Annotated in this window: 19 protein-coding genes; 8 read left to right on the top strand and 11 right to left on the bottom strand. The window is 58.2% G+C overall.

Annotation, left to right across the window (positions count from 1 at the left end):
- Positions 1–36: 36 nt before the first annotated feature.
- Entirely contained in the window at positions 37–1,713 is a 1,677-nt protein-coding gene (locus ACR0IU_RS17735) for a cytochrome D1 domain-containing protein (RefSeq protein WP_010443106.1), read from the bottom strand.
- 245 nt (positions 1,714–1,958) lie between these two features.
- Between ACR0IU_RS17735 and ACR0IU_RS17730 the strand changes: the two genes are divergently transcribed.
- Positions 1,959–3,149 (top strand): NnrS family protein, encoded by a 1,191-nt coding sequence (locus ACR0IU_RS17730; RefSeq protein ID WP_480717174.1) that lies wholly within the window; start codon positions 1,959–1,961, stop codon positions 3,147–3,149.
- A 25-nt stretch (positions 3,150–3,174) separates the two neighbouring features.
- Here ACR0IU_RS17730 and ACR0IU_RS17725 read toward each other — a convergent pair whose 3' ends face one another.
- Positions 3,175–4,224 carry a Hint domain-containing protein gene (locus ACR0IU_RS17725; protein ID WP_480717173.1) on the bottom strand — a complete coding sequence of 350 codons (1,050 nt, stop codon included), beginning with the start codon at positions 4,222–4,224 and terminating at the stop codon, positions 3,175–3,177.
- Positions 4,225–4,526: 302 nt separating this feature from the next.
- Here ACR0IU_RS17725 and ACR0IU_RS17720 point away from each other — a divergent pair, with 302 nt between their 5' ends.
- The 6 genes from ACR0IU_RS17720 to ACR0IU_RS17695 are packed head-to-tail and all read left to right on the top strand — an operon-like array spanning position 4,527 to position 9,945.
- On the top strand, positions 4,527–4,976 hold the full coding sequence (locus tag ACR0IU_RS17720; RefSeq protein WP_010443109.1) for a c-type cytochrome: 450 nt from the start codon (positions 4,527–4,529) through the stop codon (positions 4,974–4,976).
- A 16-nt stretch (positions 4,977–4,992) separates the two neighbouring features.
- The gene (locus ACR0IU_RS17715) at positions 4,993–6,360 is read left to right on the top strand and encodes a cbb3-type cytochrome c oxidase subunit I (protein WP_480717172.1); all 1,368 of its coding nucleotides are present in this window, start codon (positions 4,993–4,995) and stop codon (positions 6,358–6,360) included.
- Positions 6,361–6,365: 5 nt separating this feature from the next.
- A complete protein-coding gene (locus ACR0IU_RS17710; protein WP_480717171.1) occupies positions 6,366–7,175 on the top strand; it encodes an AAA family ATPase in 810 nt (269 codons plus the stop codon).
- A 9-nt stretch (positions 7,176–7,184) separates the two neighbouring features.
- Positions 7,185–9,107 (top strand): nitric oxide reductase activation protein NorD, encoded by a 1,923-nt coding sequence (locus ACR0IU_RS17705; RefSeq protein ID WP_480717170.1) that lies wholly within the window; start codon positions 7,185–7,187, stop codon positions 9,105–9,107.
- Positions 9,104–9,652, top strand: coding sequence for a cytochrome c oxidase subunit 3 (locus tag ACR0IU_RS17700; RefSeq protein ID WP_480717169.1), 549 nt, complete (start codon positions 9,104–9,106; stop codon positions 9,650–9,652). The genes ACR0IU_RS17705 and ACR0IU_RS17700 overlap by 4 nt, the downstream gene beginning before the upstream one ends.
- 5 nt (positions 9,653–9,657) lie before the next feature.
- Positions 9,658–9,945 (top strand): cytochrome C oxidase subunit IV family protein, encoded by a 288-nt coding sequence (locus ACR0IU_RS17695; protein WP_480717168.1) that lies wholly within the window; start codon positions 9,658–9,660, stop codon positions 9,943–9,945.
- Positions 9,946–10,003: 58 nt separating this feature from the next.
- On the opposite strand, the gene hemA is transcribed toward ACR0IU_RS17695, so the two are convergent.
- Positions 10,004–11,227 carry a 5-aminolevulinate synthase gene (gene hemA / locus ACR0IU_RS17690; RefSeq protein ID WP_480717167.1) on the bottom strand — a complete coding sequence of 408 codons (1,224 nt, stop codon included), beginning with the start codon at positions 11,225–11,227 and terminating at the stop codon, positions 10,004–10,006.
- Positions 11,228–11,412: 185 nt separating this feature from the next.
- Between hemA and ACR0IU_RS17685 the strand changes: the two genes are divergently transcribed.
- Positions 11,413–12,114 carry a Crp/Fnr family transcriptional regulator gene (locus ACR0IU_RS17685; RefSeq protein ID WP_170471352.1) on the top strand — a complete coding sequence of 234 codons (702 nt, stop codon included), beginning with the start codon at positions 11,413–11,415 and terminating at the stop codon, positions 12,112–12,114.
- Positions 12,115–12,141: 27 nt separating this feature from the next.
- Here the strand turns inward: ACR0IU_RS17685 and ACR0IU_RS17680 are convergent, their stop codons facing one another.
- From ACR0IU_RS17680 to napF, 8 genes are read right to left on the bottom strand one after another with little or no spacing between them, the layout of a single operon-like run.
- Positions 12,142–12,399: a hypothetical protein gene (locus tag ACR0IU_RS17680; protein ID WP_010443117.1), complete on the bottom strand. Its 258-nt coding sequence runs from the start codon at positions 12,397–12,399 to the stop codon at positions 12,142–12,144.
- Positions 12,400–12,411: 12 nt separating this feature from the next.
- Positions 12,412–13,104 (bottom strand): NapC/NirT family cytochrome c, encoded by a 693-nt coding sequence (locus ACR0IU_RS17675; protein WP_170471354.1) that lies wholly within the window; start codon positions 13,102–13,104, stop codon positions 12,412–12,414.
- A 26-nt stretch (positions 13,105–13,130) separates the two neighbouring features.
- Positions 13,131–13,565 carry a nitrate reductase cytochrome c-type subunit gene (locus tag ACR0IU_RS17670; RefSeq protein ID WP_170398181.1) on the bottom strand — a complete coding sequence of 145 codons (435 nt, stop codon included), beginning with the start codon at positions 13,563–13,565 and terminating at the stop codon, positions 13,131–13,133.
- A gap of 12 nt (positions 13,566–13,577) precedes the next feature.
- On the bottom strand, positions 13,578–14,489 hold the full coding sequence (gene napH, locus ACR0IU_RS17665; protein WP_480717166.1) for a quinol dehydrogenase ferredoxin subunit NapH: 912 nt from the start codon (positions 14,487–14,489) through the stop codon (positions 13,578–13,580).
- Positions 14,486–15,304: a ferredoxin-type protein NapG gene (napG, locus tag ACR0IU_RS17660; RefSeq protein ID WP_480717165.1), complete on the bottom strand. Its 819-nt coding sequence runs from the start codon at positions 15,302–15,304 to the stop codon at positions 14,486–14,488. The genes napH and napG overlap by 4 nt, the downstream gene beginning before the upstream one ends.
- 27 nt (positions 15,305–15,331) lie before the next feature.
- Positions 15,332–17,824, bottom strand: a complete 2,493-nt coding sequence (napA, locus tag ACR0IU_RS17655) for a nitrate reductase catalytic subunit NapA (RefSeq protein WP_480717164.1) — start codon at positions 17,822–17,824, stop codon at positions 15,332–15,334.
- A gap of 17 nt (positions 17,825–17,841) precedes the next feature.
- Positions 17,842–18,114 (bottom strand): chaperone NapD, encoded by a 273-nt coding sequence (locus ACR0IU_RS17650; protein WP_170471362.1) that lies wholly within the window; start codon positions 18,112–18,114, stop codon positions 17,842–17,844.
- Complete coding sequence (gene napF / locus ACR0IU_RS17645; RefSeq protein WP_480717163.1) at positions 18,111–18,623, bottom strand: ferredoxin-type protein NapF; 513 nt, start codon at positions 18,621–18,623, stop codon at positions 18,111–18,113. The genes ACR0IU_RS17650 and napF overlap by 4 nt, the downstream gene beginning before the upstream one ends.
- Positions 18,624–18,737: the final 114 nt, after the last annotated feature.

Raw genomic sequence — 18,737 nt, 5'->3', positions numbered from 1 at the left:
AGGGGCCCGCCCTTTCCGGTGTTGGTTCTCAAACCGTCAGGTGACGTGGTTCGAACGGTTGTAGACGTTGAACTTACCGGTCGGAGCATAAAGCCCTTCGATGCGACCAATTTCTTCAAGCGTCTTGGCGTCGAAGATTACGATCTGACCATTGGGTTCTTTCGAATCCGACAGGTTCCATTTGGAAACCCAGACCTCGGTCCCATCCGCGTTGAATTCGAAGTGAACAGCAGCGCTGCCTTCGTCTTCGGTGATCTGGATGGTTTTCACGATCTCACCGGTCTCTTTCGAGATGACCTGAACAGACTGCTGAATTTCCGGCTCGGGGTGTTTGGTCTGGTCGGCCCAGATGTAGTCCGAGTTCGGGTGGGTACGGACAAACAGGCCGGGGCCGTCTGTTTCCACTTCGTAGCAGGTTTTCCAGGCCTGATCCGGATGACCTTCGGGGTCGTTACCCCAGACCGTTACGGTACCAACACCAAGGTGGGTTGTACCAGCCACCGGACCACAGTTCGGGTCGACCCAGTTGGCGCCCGGTCCCGGGTGCGGCAGGGCTGCAGTGTCGATCATCGCTTCCAGCTTGTGGGTCTCGGTGTCGACGACGACCATCTTGTTCGACGCGTTCGCGGCGATCTGGAAGTACCGACCTGTCGGGTCGAAGAAACCGTCATGCAGGAACTTGGCCGAGTTGATCTTGTCGATCCGCAGGTTGTCCAGGTCGGTATAATCGACCTGCCACAACTGGCCGAGCTCTTTCACGGCAACGATCCAGGTGGGTTCGTTCGGCGTGGTGTAGATCGCGGCTACGCGGGCTTCTTCCACATACTCGCCGTCTACGTTGGTGCCGCGTGTCGAAACGACCTTGACCGGTTCCATGGTCTGCGCGTCAACGATCGCGAAGTGCGGCGGCCAGTAACCACCACCGATGACGTATTTACCGTCGCCGGATACGGCAACGTCACGTGCGTCATAGGCGATTTTGACCTCGGAAACCAACATGTTCTCTGGCTTCTGCCAGAGGTCGATCTTGGTCATCTTGCCGTCGCGGCCCATCGTGTACCAGAAGCGGCCTGGATGCTCCGGCTCGGTGATCGAGTGGTGCTCAGACGCTTTCAGAACGTGTACGGCATAACCGGTCGGGATGTGAGTCAGCACTTCTTTGGTGTCGCCGTCGATAACAGCCACTTTGCCCACGTCACGTTCGATGACGACGAAGAAGTTTTCCCAGTTGCGGCCATGCAGCGGCTCGGTCGGATAGTCGGCCTCTTCCACATAGACCTTGCGGGTCTCTTTCATCTGCTCCAGTGACATTTCCGGCGGCTTGGGGGCCTCCATCATGATGTATGTCGCCATATCCTTGATTTCCTGCTCGGTCATAATGTCCGAGAAGTTGTTCATCCCGCCTTCGGTTCCCCAGGCGATGATCTTTTCAAGGCGCTCCTGACCCAGCTGAAGCGTACCACCTTCTGTGACGGTGCCGTCTGCTGCAGTTTTTTTCCAGTGTGGTTCCAGGTTCTTACCGGTCGCACCTTTGCGCAGAACGCCGTGACAACCTGCGCATTGTTCAAAATAGAGCTGCTTGGACGACTCAAATGCTTCGTCGCTCAACGTTGGCTCTTCGGCAAATGCTGGCGCGGCGACAGAGCCCAGCAGCATTGCCAAACCGACCCCAAAGGCGCGGCCGGTCTTATCGTAGCTGATTCCAAGTGACATGATCACTCTCCATTTGCGTGGTGAGGCAGGTTGCAGCCTGAAACATTGGCGCCGATCACTCCTTGACGAAAGTCAACGGAAGGGTCGCAAACTGGAAAATGAAGGTCCTGATTAGCCTTTAAAATCATGTTAAAAACCTATGTTTTAGGGTCATGTTTTTCCGGATGCTTGATTTCGGTTAAGTCCCAAACGAGTCGGATTTGTTAGACCGGATCCAACAGCCACTAAGGCCGAGGAGAGCAGGCATGCCGGCAATGATCGCGCGGGTACTGGGTGAAGGATTTCGCGTCTTTTTTCTGTCAGCGGGGCTATTCGGTCTATTCGCGGGTGGTGCTTGGGGTGTGTGGCTCACCACTCAGACCGGGTTGGTCGGTTACGAAAATCCGACCTATGCCATGAGCCCACCCATGTGGCATGCGCATGAGATGATATTTGGATATGCCACGGCTGCCCTTGGAGGATTTCTACTGACAGCGGTGCCAAACTGGACGGGTACGCCGGAAGCAAGGGTACAGTTTATTGTTATTGCCGCGGGTATCTGGTTGGCCGGACGGATCGCGATGTGGTTCTCCGGGGCTCTGCCGCCGGGTCTGGTCGCTGTCTTCGATCTGGCCTTTGTACCGATTCTGGCGGCAAAGATAGCAAGCCAACTGATCCGACGCCCCAAGCCGCAGAACATGATCTTTCTGTTGTTGCTCAGCTATTTCTGGATTGCCAATCTGTTGACCCATCTTGATTGGATGGGCATTACCGGCGGTACACTGGACATAGGATTGCGTGTAGGATTGCTGACGCTGTGCAGCATGATCGCGATACTTGGTGGACGTATAACGCCAGCTTTCACCCGGAATGCGATGAAGCGCGCGGGCGAGCCGGAAGCCGCGTGGCCGGTATCGGTAGCTGCATTAGACAAAGCCAGCATGGGATTGGCGCTGCTACTACCGCTCAGCGTTTTTCTCTTCGGATTGGGTAAGATAGCGGGTGGCATGGCCGTAGCGCTTGGCATAACCCAAATCCTGCGCATGTCACGGTGGCGCGCGCGCTGGGCCATACGTCAACCGATGTTGGTTGCCCTGCATCTGGGTCTGGGAATGCTGGCACTGGGGCTGGTTTTGTGGGGGGTGGCGGTTCTGGGTATCGGCAGCGAAATCGGCGCGTTGCACGTTCTGGGAATCGGTTGTGTCGGAGGCATGACCCTAGCCGTGATGAGTCGGGCTGCTTTGGGCCATAGCGGCCGCGCACTTGTTGCCCCGCCACCTATGGCAGTCGCCTACGGTCTTATGGCTTCGTCCGCTATTTTGCGCTGGGTTGGTTCAGTGACCGACCAGGGGTATCTGGTCATGATGTTGGTTTCTGACGGTCTGTGGATCAGCGCTATCGTTCTTTACTTGATCACGATGTGGCCTGCTTTGACGGGGCCACGTATTGCTTCCTAACTGTAGGCGCGCCGACGAATCCGTATCAAGACGGTCGGATCAAGGCCCTGTCGTTTTTTTTGTGACGTCGCAGCAATGAGTGGATTTTTCTTCCCTGCCTGGGAATCTGGCGCGCAGCCACAGGTTGATGCTGCTGCGAGGCCAGTTCAGGGAAAAGCGCAACAATTTCAGCCAGTGCTTCCGGATGTATAGCCTTTAGCGCCTGTTGCCCGGTGAATAGGCTTTCGGATGGCGCACCTTCGGCCAACACGATCTCATGCCGGTCGAAGAGCATGTGATGGTAGACGACATTCTGAGCGTCCTCCTCGACAGTAATTCCCGGGATGCCAACAAGCTTGTGGGCTGGGACCAGGACTTCCTCGCTGTCGAACATGCGAATCGCGATGTTCGAACGGATCAGCATGCGGTGCTGGGGTGAGACTAAAAGATCGCGACGTGGCAGGCCGCTGCCCAGACTACCGGCGGCGATCCGGATAGGGCGTAATCTGGGTTTGCGAGCCAGTTGAGACGCATCAAGCGTTCGCGATCCAATCCAACGAATAACTTGGGGACCGTGATCCAAGGTGACGACTTTGTCACCAGTGGATAGTGTTTCGATCGCGCGAGGTCCGGTCGGAGTATCTATCAGCGTGCCAGCGCAGAAGCAGGGAACAACGGTATCTACGTCAATATTCGCGCCGTTGTCGACAACCGAGCCAACAGTCAGGGTGGTGTTGAGCGGGGGAATATCACCGATAAAGCCAATGAAATAACCTTGTTCAGCCGTTGGAAAATCGAAATCCCCATCGCCGTTTTCATCCCAGTCCATAACACCGATCTGATAGGTGTTGACGCCATCATTTACTTCGATCGTGTAGTCCCAGATAAACACCTCTCCCAAATAGGTCTGGGTCGCGTCGTTCGGGGATTCATTGACGATATTGTCGCCTTCAATAACCGACCCATCCGCACCATCGTCAATCGTGATTTGGCTATATTGGGATATCTGAAACGTGGCCCCAAGCGTCGCAAAGGTCGCTGTGTTGTCTGTCATCGTCGTGTCAGTACGAAAGGCACCGTAGATATTAATTGGCATTGATATTATCCGCCTGGCTTGAGTGGACCGCAGGCCGAAGGGAAAACCCCGACCGACAAAGAATTCTGCAAGAGACTGACCACCCTAAATGCAGTTTTCAAGGTTATTATTCGATTAAAAATTTCGGTTTAATGAGGGGATTCTGCCGTTGTTTGGTCAAGATAGATCGTTGTTGGCCTCTGATGACCAAAGATTTGGAATGGGGAACGCTCATCCTCTGCAGTCTTGACTTTCGTTAAGGCAGCTCCACTACCCACGCGGCATTGTCTCCATACTAGCTAATCTGCGCAAAGGAGAGCGCAATGCGAGAAGTCATGACAAAGAGCATGGCTCGCAACATATTCTATGGCGGGTCACTGTTCTTCATCCTCATCTTTCTGGCCCTGTCGGCCCATTCGCACTTGTATATCGTCAACTCCGAGAATTCGGCAAAGCTTGATGAAAGTGTGGTCCGGGGCAAGCATGTCTGGGAAAAACACGCCTGCATCAACTGTCATACTATCATGGGTGAAGGTGCCTACTATGCGCCGGAAGTCGCGAATGTGATGACCCGTTGGGGTGTGCTGGACGACCCGGAATCAGCCTTTGAAGCACTTAAGGGCTGGATGGAAGCACAACCGACCGGCATTCCCGGTCGTCGACAGATGCCCAATTTCAACCTCAGCGACGAAGAGATCCGTGATCTGGCGAACTTCCTGATCTGGACCGACAATATCGACGCTCAGGGCTGGCCGCCCAACGAGGCAGGCTGAGAAAGGGAACGGAGCAATGAAATACGAATCCCAAAAAATAGCCTATGCCTACTTTGCGGTAGCTATGGCCTTGTTCGCGATACAGGTGATCGGCGGCCTTCTGGCCGGTTTCATCTATGTATTCCCGAACTTCCTGAGTGAGCTTCTGCCGTTCAACATCGTGCGGATGCTTCACACCAACTCTTTGATCGTCTGGCTGATCCTTGGCTTCTTTGGAGCGGCCTACTTCCTGATCCCGGAAGAGGCGGAACGTGAAATCCATTCACCCAAGCTGGCTTATCTTCAGCTGATCATTCTTGTGGTCGGCACGCTAGGCGTGGTTGTGACCTATGTCTTCAACCTGTTCGAAGGCAACTGGCTGCTGGGCAAAGAGGGGCGCGAGTTCCTTGAGCAACCCAAATGGGTCAAGATGGGTATTGTCGTGGCCGCGTTGATCTTCCTTTACAATGTGTCGATGACCGTTCTGAAGGGCAAGAAGACTGCCATCACCAACATCCTGTTGTTGGGTCTGTGGGGTCTGGCGCTGCTGTTCCTGTTTGCTTTCTACAACCCGGGCAACCTGTCCTTGGACAAGCAATACTGGTGGTATGTCGTCCACCTATGGGTCGAAGGCGTATGGGAGCTGATCATGGCCTCGATCCTGGCCTACCTGATGCTGAAGCTTACGGGCGTTGACCGTGAGGTGGTCGAGAAATGGCTCTATGTCATCGTCGCCGCCGCGCTGTTCTCGGGCATCCTTGGGACAGGTCACCACTACTATTGGATCGGTACACCCGGCTATTGGCAGTGGATCGGTTCGATCTTCTCAAGCCTCGAGGTGATCCCGTTCTTCGCGATGATGGCCTTTGCCTTCGTCATGGTCTGGAAGGGCCGTCGTGACCACCCTAACAAGGCTGCTCTGCTGTGGTCACTGGGCTGTGCAACGCTTGCCTTCTTCGGTGCCGGTGTCTGGGGCTTCCTGCACACGCTGCACGGGGTGAACTACTATACCCATGGCACGCAGATCACCGCAGCCCACGGTCACCTGGCTTTCTACGGTGCTTATGTCTGCCTCAACCTGGCGATCTTCAGCTATGCGATGCCGATCTTGAAGAACCGTGATCCCTACAATCAGGTTCTGAACATGGGCTCGTTCTGGCTTATGACCAGCGGCATGGTCTTCATGACCTTCGTCCTGACCTTCGGTGGTACCGTGCAGACTCACATGCAACGTGTGGTCGGTGACTACTTCATGGAGGTGCAGGACCAGATTGCGATCTTCTACTGGATGCGTCTTGGCTCTGGTGTGGTCGTGGTCCTTGGTGCGCTGCTGTTCATCTACTCGATCTGGGTGCCCCGGAAAGAGGTGATTGAACCGGGTGCCTCTGAAACCCCTGCGGAGTAATGGATATGGATGGCTCCATGAAACTGAATGAGGGGGCGGCGAACGCCCCCTTCTACCTCGCCCAAAGCGATGAATGCGATGTGTTCACCGCCGCCTACAACAACGACCTGCCGGTCTTGCTGAAAGGCCCAACAGGTTGCGGCAAGACCCGCTTTGTGGCCCATATGGCTGCCAAGCTTGGCCGCCCGCTTTACACCGTGGCCTGCCACGATGACCTCGCCGCCGCCGACCTGATCGGTCGCTACCTGTTGAAGGGCGGCGAAACCGTCTGGGTTGATGGCCCTCTGACTCGTGCGGTGCGCGAAGGCGCGATCTGCTACCTTGATGAGGTGGTCGAAGCCCGCAAGGACGTCACCGTTGTGCTGCACCCGCTGACCGATGACCGGCGCATCCTGCCGATCGACCGCACCGGCGAAGAGCTTGAGGCCGCGCCCGGCTTCATGCTGGTGGCCTCGTACAACCCCGGATACCAGAATATCCTGAAAACCCTGAAACCCTCGACCAGGCAGCGGTTCATCTCGCTGGAATTCGACTTTCCATCGCCTGAGATGGAAGCCGAAGTCGTCGCGCAGGAAAGCGGGCTGGCGCTGGAACGCTGCAAGCCCCTGATCCGGCTGGCGAACAAGCTGCGCGGGCTCAAGGGTCAGGACCTTGAGGAAGGCGTCTCCACCCGTCTGGTTGTCTATGCCGCGACGCTAATCGCACAGGGCATGTCAACCGACCGCGCCATCCTTGCCGCTATGATTGAACCTCTGACTGATGACGAGGACATCAAACGCGGGCTCCTCGATCTTGTCACGGCTGTCTTTGGGTGAGGCCGGCCGATGGTCAGGATCGATTTTGAGCCATGGGAACCCGAAGAAACGATCGGGAAACTGTGGCACACCCTTGCCAGCCGCCTTGATGCACCTGAGGTGCATGATGGAGCCGCGGTCGACCTCTCTGAGGTCGCAGGGCGGCTGGCCGTCCTCTTCCGAGGGCTTGGGGGTAGTCCGGGCGTTGAATTGCGCCCGGTCTCACCCGAGGTTTCACGTCACCGTCTAAGCTGGCGCCGCAAGCTGGCAACCGAGGCCGAGCTAATGCCGCGCGCCTCGTTCGATGGCGAAGTTCTGCGCCTGCCGGACCGGCTGGCCGTTTTCCCCGCGCGCGAAGCCAATGGCGCGCTTTTTGTCTGGCTGGCCGCTGCTGCCGCCCATGCCGGAACCCGGATTGATGAAGATGACCCTCTGCGCGCTGACCTGCGCGCGTTGATCGCCGCGCAGAACATGGTCGAGGCAACGTTGGACGACGCCCCCGGCCTGCGCCCACTTTACGCCGAGCTTTGCAAGGGTGTGCTGCATCACCGCGACATCCCCGGCCTGCCTCCTGTGGAGGCAGCGGTCGAGGAATTGGTCCGTTACATGTTGGGCGATCCCGCACCCCTGTCAGAGCGGGCCGAGCAGCTTCTAACCTTGGATGATGATCTGACCGCCTCACGTGGATATCAGCATTTCCGCCCTGTTCCGCTGTGGCCCGAACTGCGCGCCGTCGGATTTTCCGAACACAACGAGGTCGAAAACCCCGATACTGAAGGTCCACCTGAGGAATCAGGGGAGAAAACCCACCGCGCCCGCCGCCGTAAATCGGATCAGGCCAACCGCAGTGACAGTTTCATCCTGCACAAGTTCGAGGCGATCCTCAGCTGGGCCGAGTTCCTGAACATCAACCGGCGCATCGACGACGACGATCCCGATAACGCCAAAAAAGCCGCCGACGATCAGGAAGAGATCGGCCTGGGCCAGATTTCCAAAGCCCCGCCGACCAAGTTGAAACTGCATCTGGACCTCGCGCCCGAGGACGTGAATCGCGAGCGTCTTTCAGGCCGCATCCTCTATCCTGAATGGGACGTGCGCACGGGGCAGTACCTGCCGGATCACGTCAACGTCTTGCTGTCGGATGCCGATATCCGCGAAGACTCGGCTGAATTCGGCAAAGACCCGGCCACCGCCCGCCGCATTCGTGCCGTAAAACGCCAGTTCGAGGCGCTGCGCCCGGGCCGCGTCATGACCCGCGGCCATCTGGACGGCGATCAACTGGATATCGAGGCCGCCGTGCGTGCCGAAACCGATCGCCACGCCAGCGGTGAAGGCAATGAACGCGTCTGGATGCAATCCCGTCCCGAAGCCCGCGATTTGGCCGTTTCGATCCTACTGGATGTCAGCCGCTCCACCGAAAGCGCCGTGACAGGCCGTGCCGTGATCGACATCGAACGCGAGGCACTGGCCGCGCTGGCCTGGGGTCTGAACGCCTGCGGTGACGATTTTGCCATTCACGCTTTCAGCTCGCTGAAACGCCAACGCGTCTACGTGCAGCGCTGCAAACGGTTCGATGAGCCGATGGGTAGATTGGTAGCACAGCGCATCGCGTCCCTGCGTCCGGGCCACTATACAAGGCTGGGTGCGGCGATCCGCCATTGCTCGGCTGATCTGGCCAGTCAATCGCGCAAACGCAGGTTGCTACTGGTGATCACCGATGGCAAACCCAACGATCTGGACCATTACGAAGGCCGTCACGGTATCGAAGACACACGCCAAGCCATCCGCGAGGCACGCCGCGCCGGGCAATCGGTCTTTGGTGTTACCATCGACAAAACCGGTAAAAGCTGGTTCCCGCGCATGTTCGGCCAAGGCGGATTTGCAGTCATCCCCGATCCGCACCGCCTGACTATGGCCCTGCCGCAAATCTACCGCCAACTGGTCGGCGCATGAGTGATACCTCTTTGATCGACGAGCTTCCGGGCGAGTTGTTGATGTGGGTTCTGATCATCTCGGAACTGCTGGTATTCGGCGCTGGCCTGATTGCCTTCATGGGCGTTCGGCTGACCGATCCGGCCGGGTTCGCCGAAGCACAATCGCATCTTTATCGTACCGGAGCGGCGCTCAATACAGCGGTGTTGGTCACCTCGGGCTATCTGGCCGCACAGGCCCTGCGCTGGCGGCAGATCGCGCGTCGGCTCGACGCCCGTCTGGCACTGATCGCCGCCGCCGCGCTGGGCGTCGTGTTTCTGATCATCAAAGGCGTGGAATACGCAGGCAAAGCCGCACAAGGGATCACCTACGAGACGCACCCGTTCTTCCTGTTCTACTACCTGCTAACCGGCTTCCACGCCGCTCATGTGTTGGCAGGCGTCGGCATCTTGCTGCTAGTCGCTTGGCGCGATGATCCCCGCAACATCGAGGCAGGTGCGCAGCTCTGGCACATGGTCGATCTGGTCTGGATCCTGCTTTTCCCCGTGATCTACCTGCTGGGATAATACGGATGCCCGCAGCTTCATCTTTTCCTAAATACGCCCGCCGGCGACTCCCGAATGCGCTCACACGCGCATGGCTCAGCCTTCTGGCGCTCAGCGTTGCATCTGCTTTGCTGACTGTGCTGCCCATCCCGCCTGCCGTCCTGGCCGGCGGCATGCTGATCCTCGCACTGGCGAAATGCCGCGTCATACTGGCTCGATATCTTGATCTCGCAAACAGCCCGGCCTGGCTGCGGGGGTTCACCATGGTGACTACAGGATTTGCCATCATCATCTTCGCCCTCTACCTGATCTAACCAAAAAACGCCGCCTCCGAAGAGACGGCGAAGTGTCACGCTAGGGGGCGCTTCGTTGTTACTGGGCCGCCATCGGCATCCGGGCGATCTGACAGCGTTGCCAGAGGGCAGACAGCGCGCCGACAAGATGGTCGATATCTTCATCCGTGTGTACGGGCGAGGGCGTGATCCGCAGACGCTCTGTCCCTTTTGGAACCGTGGGATAGTTGATCGGCTGGATATAGATGCCGAACTCTTCCAGCAGCGTGTCCGAGATGAATTTGCACTTCACCGGATCGCCCACCATCACCGGGATGATGTGGCTGGGGTTGGGGATATGAGGGATACCTTCCGCATCCAAACGGGCCCGAACCTGCGCCACACGGGCTTTCTGCAGGTCGCGTTCAGTATTTGATTGTTTCAGATGCCGGATCGAGGCCGCAGCTCCGGCTGCAATCGAAGGCGGCAGCGCGGTAGTAAAGATGAACCCGCTTGCAAAACTGCGTACGAAATCGCACAGCGCGGCTGAGGCAGCGATATATCCGCCCACCACACCGAACGCCTTGCCAAGCGTGCCTTCGATCACCGTCAGACGATCCATCAGACCTTCGCGTTCAGCAATGCCACCGCCGCGCGGGCCATAAAGACCGACGGCGTGAACCTCATCCAGATAGGTCATCGCGCCGTATTTGTCGGCCAGATCGCAGATCTCTTTGATGGGGGCGATGTCGCCGTCCATCGAATAGACTGACTCGAAGGCGATCATCTTGGGTGCATCTGGATCAGCGGCGGCCAGCTTGGCCTCAAGGTCTTCCAGATCGTTGTGTTTCCAGATCACCTTCTGCGCTCGCGAGTGGCGGATGCCTTCGATCATCGAGGCGTGGTTCAGGGCATCAGAGAACACGATCAGGTCGGGGATTTTTGCGGCGAGGGTGCCAAGAGCTGCCCAATTCGAAACATACCCGGAAGTAAACAGAAGCGCGGATTCCTTTCCGTGCAAATCCGCCAGTTCGGCCTCAAGCAGCACGTGATCATGCGTGGTGCCTGATATGTTCCGCGTGCCGCCTGCCCCCGCGCCGCAGCGATCCAATGCGTCATGCATCGCGCCGATCACCGAGGGGTGCTGACCCATGCCGAGATAGTCGTTCGAGCACCAGATCCGCACATTCCGCTGGACCGAGCCATCCGTCTGGCGTGCGTTCGGAAAAGAACCACAACGACGTTGCAAGTCTATGAAAACACGATAATTCCCTTCTTCCCGAAGGTCATTGAGGCTTTGACTGAAATAACGCTCGTAGTCCATGTTACTTGCTCCCCGGAATACTGGCTTTGGGCCGAGAATAGGGCAGCGAACCAACCCGCAACATGACAATAGTCAAGTTTACACAACATAAAACTATGGTGCACAACTGCCGGCTCTGGCATAGCGTGGGACAGGGATGGACCAACCGAGCGCGCGCGCCGGCAGGAAGTAACAGGGGTATTCTCTTGTCTCACGAAGCACAAAAAGCGATCGCACGTCAGTCGCTGCTGCTGCGCAGTTTACCGGAACAGCATGTGGAAACGCTGCTGAGCCACGCGATCTGGCGTCAGTATGACCGTGGTGAGACGATATTCCTGCAGGAGGAAACGGCGCAGGCCATACACGTCGTATTGGAGGGTTGGGTCAAGCTGTTCCGCATGACCCCAACCGGTGCCGAAGCGGTAGTCAGCGTCTTTACCCGTGGCGACAGTTTTGGTGAAGCCGTGGCGCTGCGCAACGTGCCCTATCCGGTCTCGGCCGAGGCCGTTTCGGCCTGTGATGTCATGCACATTCCTAGCCCAATCCTGATTTCGCTGATGAAGGAAGACCCCGAGATCGGGATCTCGATCCTGGCCGCGACCTTCACCCATCTGCACTCGCTGGTGGCGCAGCTGGAACAGCTCAAGGCGCAGACCGGTGCACAGCGCGTGGCCGAGTTTTTGCTGAACCTCTGTGACACTGATGCGGGTGAGTGCGAAGTATCGCTGCCATATGACAAGATGCTGATCGCGGGTCGTCTGGGTATGAAACCCGAAAGCCTGAGCCGGGCGTTTTCAAGGCTTAAGGCGGTGGGGGTAAAGATCAACCGCAACCACGCTGTGATATCGGATATAGCATTGCTGCGGGATTATGCCGAAAGTGATCCGGCGGAAAACTGGGGTCGGTAACCCGACATTGCTGCCGGGTTGACCTGTTCAGACTGTCGCGCCCTTGCGGCGAATGGCGGTGCCAAGGGTACCGGCACAGACGCCAACGATGATCGCGATGATTAGCGCCATGGCTCCGACATGGGAAAATTGCCACCCGGCAAAAAGCAGTGGTGCGATCAGGCCTACCAGACCGCCCAATAGGGCCCCCAACCAATATTGGCGGGTCATCATGCCCAGTGCCAGACCCAGAATGCCGGGTAGGCCCAATACGTTGCCGCCGATGGTTCCAAGTATTTCTAACATCTCTGTCCCACCTTAATCCGAGCTTTTGTTCAGGAACGCGCGGATGTCGTCTCCTGAAGCGGCTGCGTGTTCCTGCAGAACCTCTCCGTCTATCTCTTTCGCAATCTTTTCATACGTTTCCAGATAGTTGGGTGGGAGGCTGTGCGCGATACCCTGATGGCAGTCGATACAGGTCATGCCGTTATCGATCGCGCGCTGGTGTTCATTGGCGGCCCGGGTTTCCTGAATCGTGAAATCCATATAGTCGAAGTTGTGACAGTTACGGCATTCCCGGCTGTCGGATGCTTTCATCTTCTTCCAAACGGCCGTCGCCATAGCGAGACGATGATCCTCATACTTCTCGGGCGTGCTGATCGTGCCTGCCAGTTCGTGGTAGACATCCTTCACGGCCATGATCTTGGCCTTGATCTTGTGGTTCCATTCGTCCGGGACGTGGCAGTCCGAACAGATCGCCCGCACGCCCGAATGGTTGTTATAGTGGATGGTCTCGCGGTATTCGCCGAGATTGACCTCCATCGTGTGACACGAGGTGCAGAACTCTTCTGTATTCGTCAGTTCCAGCGTCCAGTGGAACCCACCCCAGAACAGGATGCCTGCCAGAAATCCGGCAAGCAGGGTGAAACCAACGCTGAGGACGGCGATCGGGCTCCAGAACCAGGTCCAGAGGCGCCGGATGAGCCCTTGTTTTTCTTGGGAGTCGGACATTTCGCGCTCTCCTTTTCGACCTGAGTTTAGTTTCCGGAGGAAGGTTCAAAAGTGTTGTCGACCAGCGGCAGCGCATCGGCCTGCGGCACGTGGCACTGGTTGCAGAAATACCGAGTGCCTGCGATCTGATCTAACTCACGGCCTTCGCGGTCCAGATAGTGGGTCATCGACAGCGTTGGCGCATTGCGCTCACCGGCTTTGGTCCAGTCGTGGCACGACAGGCACTGGTTGGTGCGCAGGTCGATCTGGTACTGTTCGATCGAGTGCGGGATCAGCGGCGGCTGCTGGCGATAGTTGCGCTGCATGCGGCCTTCGACCGTGCGATGCACCTGATCCAGAACGGCAGGTTCATCTACCTCGGCACCGCGCAGGCTGTTGACCCCGGCAGATTGTGCAAGGGCCAGGCCACCGAGGAGCAGCGGCGGGATCAGGGCAAGGCCCACTAGGATCGGCTTTTTCATCTTCTCACTCCTTCAAAAAGGTCTTGAGGCGCGCGGCTGAGGCGCGGCGGTTGGTTCCGGTGGCGCGACGGTCAGGGCGTCGAACCGATGGGTGAATTTGAAAACGTCTTCGGCACAGATATCGATGCAGCGCCCGCAATTGGTGCAGTCGGGCGACAGGATCAGCGGGGTATCTTTGCCTTTCAGCGCCGGAGAGATCACGTGGTTTTCCGGGCAGACCGCGTAGCAGTCCATGCAGTCATCGCAGGCGGAGCGGTTGGCGGCGCTGACCCGCAGCATTGCTTTGGTGCCGATCAATCCATAGAACGCGCCCACCGGGCAGACATGGCCGCACCATCCGTGGCGCGAGACAAACAAGTCGAACAGGAAGATCGCGGCGACCATCGCCCAGACGAAGCCCATGCCAAAGACCAACCCGCGATGCAGCATGGTGATCGGGTTGACCAGCTCCCACGCGATGGCTCCGGTCAGGCCTGAGACGATAAGCACAGTGGCCATAATCCACAGCCGAGTGCCACGTTTGGGTTGCCAGCCTTTTTGCAGGCCCAGCTTGCGGTGCAGCCAATGCGCGCCGTCGGTTACGGGGTTGATCGGGCAGACCCACGAGCAATAGACGCGACCTCCGATCAATGCGTAAGCAACCAGAACGATGGCGGCACCGATGGCGGCAGTCAGCTCGGGCCAGTGCCCGGCGATCAGGCTTTGAAGAAAAACAAACGGATCGGTCAGGGGCAGCACGCCAAGCGTCAGCGACCCGGCCAGAGTGCCCTGCACGATCCAGATCCCGAACCACGGGCCCAGCAGGAACAACACCAGAAAGAACAGCTGACTTGCCCGGCGCAGCAGCAGGTATTTATGGGCACCCAGCCAGCCTTTGGCGGCGATGGCTTCCTGCCCCAGTGGCATATGTGTGCGGGCGGTCATTGGGTGACCTCCGGCAGCTTGAATGAGGGCTCAAATCCGCCCGGTGCGACAAGGTTATCGGTGCCCGGCCCCGGCAGGCGGTCAGGCAAATCGATGATGCCTTCGACGACGGGGGCGCCTTTGGCTTCTTTCTCTTCCCAGCCCTTAAGGTAATGATCAGCGCTGCTGCCACGGGCCAATCGGGCGGGAAGAACTTTGATCGCAGCTTCGGGCAGAACGCAGCTTTTCTCGCACACGCCACATCCGGTGCAATGATCGGCATGAACGGTTGGAATGAAGATCGCATGACTGCCTGAGCGGGCGTTGTGTTCGGTTTCCAGAGTGATGGCGTCGTCAATCACGGGACACACCCGATAGCAGACATCGCAACGCAGGCCGAGGAAGTTCAGGCAGTTTTCCTGATCGACCAGAACGGCCACACCCATCTTGGCGTCGTCTATGTTGTCCAATCCAGGGTCCAGTGCACCGGTCGGGCAGGCCGCGACGCAGGGGATGTCGTCGCACATCTCGCAGGGAACATCGCGGGCGGTGAAATACGGCGTGCCGGTGGCCACCGCGTCGACACCCAATTCAGCCAGTTTCAGCGTGTCATAGGGACATTCCCGCACGCACAATCCACAGCGAATACAGGCCGACAGAAAGTCTTTTTCCGGCAAGGCACCGGGGGGACGCAAGGCCTCGGCTGGCAACGCCTTTGCGTCCCGCGCCAGCCAGGCCAACAGGGACCCGGCTGCCACGCAGCCGCCCGCTGCGCGCGCCGAGTCCTGCAGGAACCGGCGCCGCTGCGGCGAAAGGGGTGTGCCAACACGAGACATGGGGACGACCTTTGCCTTGCCAGCCTTTTACGCGCGCTCGACCTTACAGGCGCATTTTTTGAAGTCGGTCTCTTTCGACAGCGGGCAGGTCGCGTCCAGGGTCAGCTTGTTTGTCAGCTGGCCTTCGTCGAACCACGGCATGAACACCAGACCACGCGGCACTTTGTTCCGGCCTCGGGTTTCGACCCGGCTGTTAACCTCGCCGCGGCGGGTAGACAGAACGATCTCCTGCCCGCGCCGCAGACCACGCTCGCGCGCGTCGTCGGGGTGCATGTAGACCACAGCGGCGGGATAGGCGCGGTGCAGTTCTGGCACGCGGCGGGTCATAGAACCCGAATGCCAATGTTCCAGCACACGGCCCGTGCAGAGCCACAGGTTGAATTCCTCATCCGGTTCCTCAGGGGCGGGTTCGTATGGGGCAAAGATGATCTTGGCCTTGCCATCCTTATGGCCATAGAACTTCACATCCGCACCTTCGGGCACGTAAGGATCATAGCCTTCACGGAAGCGATAAAGCGTCTCTTTGCCGTCCACAACCGGCCAGCGAAGGCCGCGGGCCTGATGGTAAGTTTCGAACGGTGCCAGATCGTGCGCATGTCCGCGACCGAAATTGGCATATTCCTCGAACAAGCCCTTCTGGACGTAGTAACCAAAGTGCTCGGACTCGTCGTTGTCGAACCCTTCGGCGGTTTCAGACAGCGGGAACTGGTCGATCGTGCCATTTGCGAACAGCACCTCATACATGGTCTTGCCGCGATGTTCGGGCATGGTGGCCAGCAGTTCCTCGCCCCAAACCTCTTCGACGGTGAAGCGCTTGGAGAACTCCATCAGCTGCCAGAGGTCCGATTTCGCCTCACCCGGAGCCTTGACCTGTTGCCGCCAGAATTGCGTGCGACGCTCGGCGTTGCCATAGGCACCTTCCTTCTCGACCCACATGGCGGTGGGCAAGATCAGGTCAGCGGACAGAGCCGTTACGGTCGGATAAGGGTCTGATACGGCAATGAAGTTTTCTGGGTTGCGATAACCGGGATAGCCTTCTTCGTTGATATTGGGCGCGGCCTGCATGTTGTTAGTGCACTGCACCCAATAGGCGTTCAGATCACCGTCCTTCAGTTTGCGGTGCTGCAGTACGGCGTGGAACCCGGGTTTGGGCGGGATGGTGCCCGCAGGGATTTTCCACGCAGTCTCGCAGATCTCGCGGTGCTTGTCGTTTGCCACAACCATATCGGCGGGCAGACGGTGCGCGAAGGTCCCAACCTCACGTGCCGTACCACAGGCCGAGGGCTGACCGGTCAGCGAGAAGGGTGAGTTGCCGGGCTCGGAAATCTTACCCACCAGTAGGTGCACGTTGTACATCAGTGAGTTCACCCACGATCCGCGGGTGTGCTGGTTGAAGCCCATGGTCCACAGGCTCATCACCTTGCGGTTTGGATCTGCATATTGCTGGGCTAGGCGCTCGAGCTGAGAGGCAGGAACCCCGGAAAGTTCCGATGTGTATTCCAGCGTGTATTCCGAAACCGCCTCGGCATATTCTTCGAAGCTGATCGGTTCCAATTTTCCCGAGTTCGGGTTTTCAGCCTCTTGCTGCAGCGGGTTGTTGTCACGCAGGCCATAGCCGATATCGGTGGCGGTCTTGGTGATTTTCACATGGTTCTTGACGAAGTCTTCGTTCACAGCGCCGTTCTGGATGATGTAATTGGCGATGTAGTTCAGGATCGCCAGATCGGTTTGTGGCGCGAAGACCATGCCGTTATCGGCCAGCTCGAACGAGCGGTGTTCATAAGTCGACAGCACATGCACTTCGGATCCCGGCTTGGTCAGGCGCGTATCGGTCAGGCGTGACCACAGGATCGGGTGCATCTCGGCCATGTTCGAGCCCCAGAGCACGAACGTATCGGCATGTTCAAAATCGTCATAACAGCCCATCGGCTCGTCAATGCCAAATGTCCGCATAAAGCCGACAACCGCAGAGGCCATGCAGTGGCGCGCGTTGGGATCGATGTTGTTGGACCGGAAACCGGCTTTCATCATTTTGGCAGCGGCATAACCTTCCCAAACGGTCCACTGGCCCGAGCCGAACATGCCAACGCTGGTTGGCCCTTTCTTGGCAAGGGCCTCTTTCCACTTGGCGGCCATGACGTCGAAGGCTTCGTCCCAGCTGACGGGCTCGAATTCACCGTTCTTGTCGTATTCGCCGTTGGTTTTACGCAGCATCGGCGTGGTCAGTCGGTCTTTGCCGTACATGATCTTGGACAGGAAATAGCCCTTGATGCAGTTCAGGCCGCGGTTCACCGGCGCGTCCGGGTCGCCCTGCGTGGCAACCACGCGCCCGTCTTTGGTGCCGACCAAGACTGAGCATCCGGTGCCACAGAACCGGCAGGCGGCTTTGTCCCAGCGAATATCAGGGTTTCCGGCCTGAGCGTTGGCTTGTCCGGTTGCAAGCGGCAGACCCGCTGCCGAGGCTGTCGCAGCGGCGGCGGTTGATTTCAAAAAGGTCCGGCGGGATTCAGAGATGGTCATGACATGGGTCTCCGGCTTTAGATCTGGCGAGAAGCGTTAAGGTGCGGACGGGTCTCCGCGAGGTCTTCGAAATGGTGATAAGTCAGGGTCAGAGAGATCACACCCGGGATCTGATGCAGATCCATGATCGTCTCGGACGCCAGTTTTTCCGGCGTATCCTCGACAACAACAACAATGCGGCCATCCTCGGATGCCGCGTGAACCTCTGCCCCGTTTGTACCTGCAATCGTGGCTTGTGCACTCTGCGTGGTTTCAGGGGTTACATGGACGAGGCATCCACAGATGTTCATAAGGCGACCTCCTGCGTGGGCGGGGTGTGGCGTTCAAAGCTGACGGAACCGGCGGGGCAGGCGCTGGCGCAGGCGCCGCAGCCGGTGCAAATATCAGTGTCGAGTTGGGGTTCAGCGCGACCGCCAAGCTGCAGTTTGAAACGAATCGCGTTGTGGTCGCAGACATCCTGACAGACCCGACAGCTGACACCGTTCATCGACAAGCACGATGCCGACAACGCAGCGCGCCAGGGCCAATCAGCCACGTGTTCAGGGTTCAATGCTCCGGTTGGGCAGGCATTGGCGCAATCGCCGCAAAATGTGCAGGGGCTTGCATCCAGTTGGACGACGGGGAAGCCTTGTGTGTCGAACTTGATTATGTCTTCGGGACATGCCTCGCGGCATTCGTCGCATTGCGTGCACAGCTCAAGAAACTCGGCTGCATCTGCCCCAGGCGGGCGAATGGAGTTTTGATCATTGCGCAGCACTTTTCCCTTAAGAAACGCACGGCGGCTGGCTAGCTTGTTCATTCGCTTGCGACCTTATGCATAAAGGGCAAGGAGCAGCCTCACCCCGAGTCGGGTTCTAGTGTAACCCGAACATCAGGATATTGACCTATGTCATTTTCAAAGCTGTTATTTCCC

The sequence above is a fragment of the Ruegeria sp. CL5 genome, assembly GCF_056536485.1.
The sequence above is the reverse complement of the archived record's forward strand: the minus strand, read 5'-3'. Positions and strand labels throughout refer to the sequence as shown.

What these genes read in the sequence shown, in the direction of transcription:
- hemA (WP_480717167.1), bottom strand. Translation starts at nt 11,227, where the DNA reads ATGGACTACGAGCGTTATTTCAGTCAAAGCCTCAATGACCTTCGGGAA.
- ACR0IU_RS17700 (WP_480717169.1), top strand. Translation starts at nt 9,104, where the DNA reads ATGAGTGATACCTCTTTGATCGACGAGCTTCCGGGCGAGTTGTTGATG.
- ACR0IU_RS17670 (WP_170398181.1), bottom strand. Translation starts at nt 13,565, where the DNA reads ATGAAAAAGCCGATCCTAGTGGGCCTTGCCCTGATCCCGCCGCTGCTC.
- napG (WP_480717165.1), bottom strand. Translation starts at nt 15,304, where the DNA reads ATGTCTCGTGTTGGCACACCCCTTTCGCCGCAGCGGCGCCGGTTCCTG.
- ACR0IU_RS17695 (WP_480717168.1), top strand. Translation starts at nt 9,658, where the DNA reads ATGCCCGCAGCTTCATCTTTTCCTAAATACGCCCGCCGGCGACTCCCG.
- ACR0IU_RS17680 (WP_010443117.1), bottom strand. Translation starts at nt 12,399, where the DNA reads ATGTTAGAAATACTTGGAACCATCGGCGGCAACGTATTGGGCCTACCC.
- napA (WP_480717164.1), bottom strand. Translation starts at nt 17,824, where the DNA reads ATGACCATCTCTGAATCCCGCCGGACCTTTTTGAAATCAACCGCCGCC.
- ACR0IU_RS17730 (WP_480717174.1), top strand. Translation starts at nt 1,959, where the DNA reads ATGCCGGCAATGATCGCGCGGGTACTGGGTGAAGGATTTCGCGTCTTT.
- ACR0IU_RS17735 (WP_010443106.1), bottom strand. Translation starts at nt 1,713, where the DNA reads ATGTCACTTGGAATCAGCTACGATAAGACCGGCCGCGCCTTTGGGGTC.
- ACR0IU_RS17650 (WP_170471362.1), bottom strand. Translation starts at nt 18,114, where the DNA reads ATGAACATCTGTGGATGCCTCGTCCATGTAACCCCTGAAACCACGCAG.
- ACR0IU_RS17720 (WP_010443109.1), top strand. Translation starts at nt 4,527, where the DNA reads ATGCGAGAAGTCATGACAAAGAGCATGGCTCGCAACATATTCTATGGC.
- ACR0IU_RS17675 (WP_170471354.1), bottom strand. Translation starts at nt 13,104, where the DNA reads ATGTCCGACTCCCAAGAAAAACAAGGGCTCATCCGGCGCCTCTGGACC.
- napH (WP_480717166.1), bottom strand. Translation starts at nt 14,489, where the DNA reads ATGACCGCCCGCACACATATGCCACTGGGGCAGGAAGCCATCGCCGCC.
- napF (WP_480717163.1), bottom strand. Translation starts at nt 18,623, where the DNA reads ATGAACAAGCTAGCCAGCCGCCGTGCGTTTCTTAAGGGAAAAGTGCTG.
- ACR0IU_RS17705 (WP_480717170.1), top strand. Translation starts at nt 7,185, where the DNA reads ATGGTCAGGATCGATTTTGAGCCATGGGAACCCGAAGAAACGATCGGG.
- ACR0IU_RS17710 (WP_480717171.1), top strand. Translation starts at nt 6,366, where the DNA reads ATGGATGGCTCCATGAAACTGAATGAGGGGGCGGCGAACGCCCCCTTC.
- ACR0IU_RS17725 (WP_480717173.1), bottom strand. Translation starts at nt 4,224, where the DNA reads ATGCCAATTAATATCTACGGTGCCTTTCGTACTGACACGACGATGACA.
- ACR0IU_RS17715 (WP_480717172.1), top strand. Translation starts at nt 4,993, where the DNA reads ATGAAATACGAATCCCAAAAAATAGCCTATGCCTACTTTGCGGTAGCT.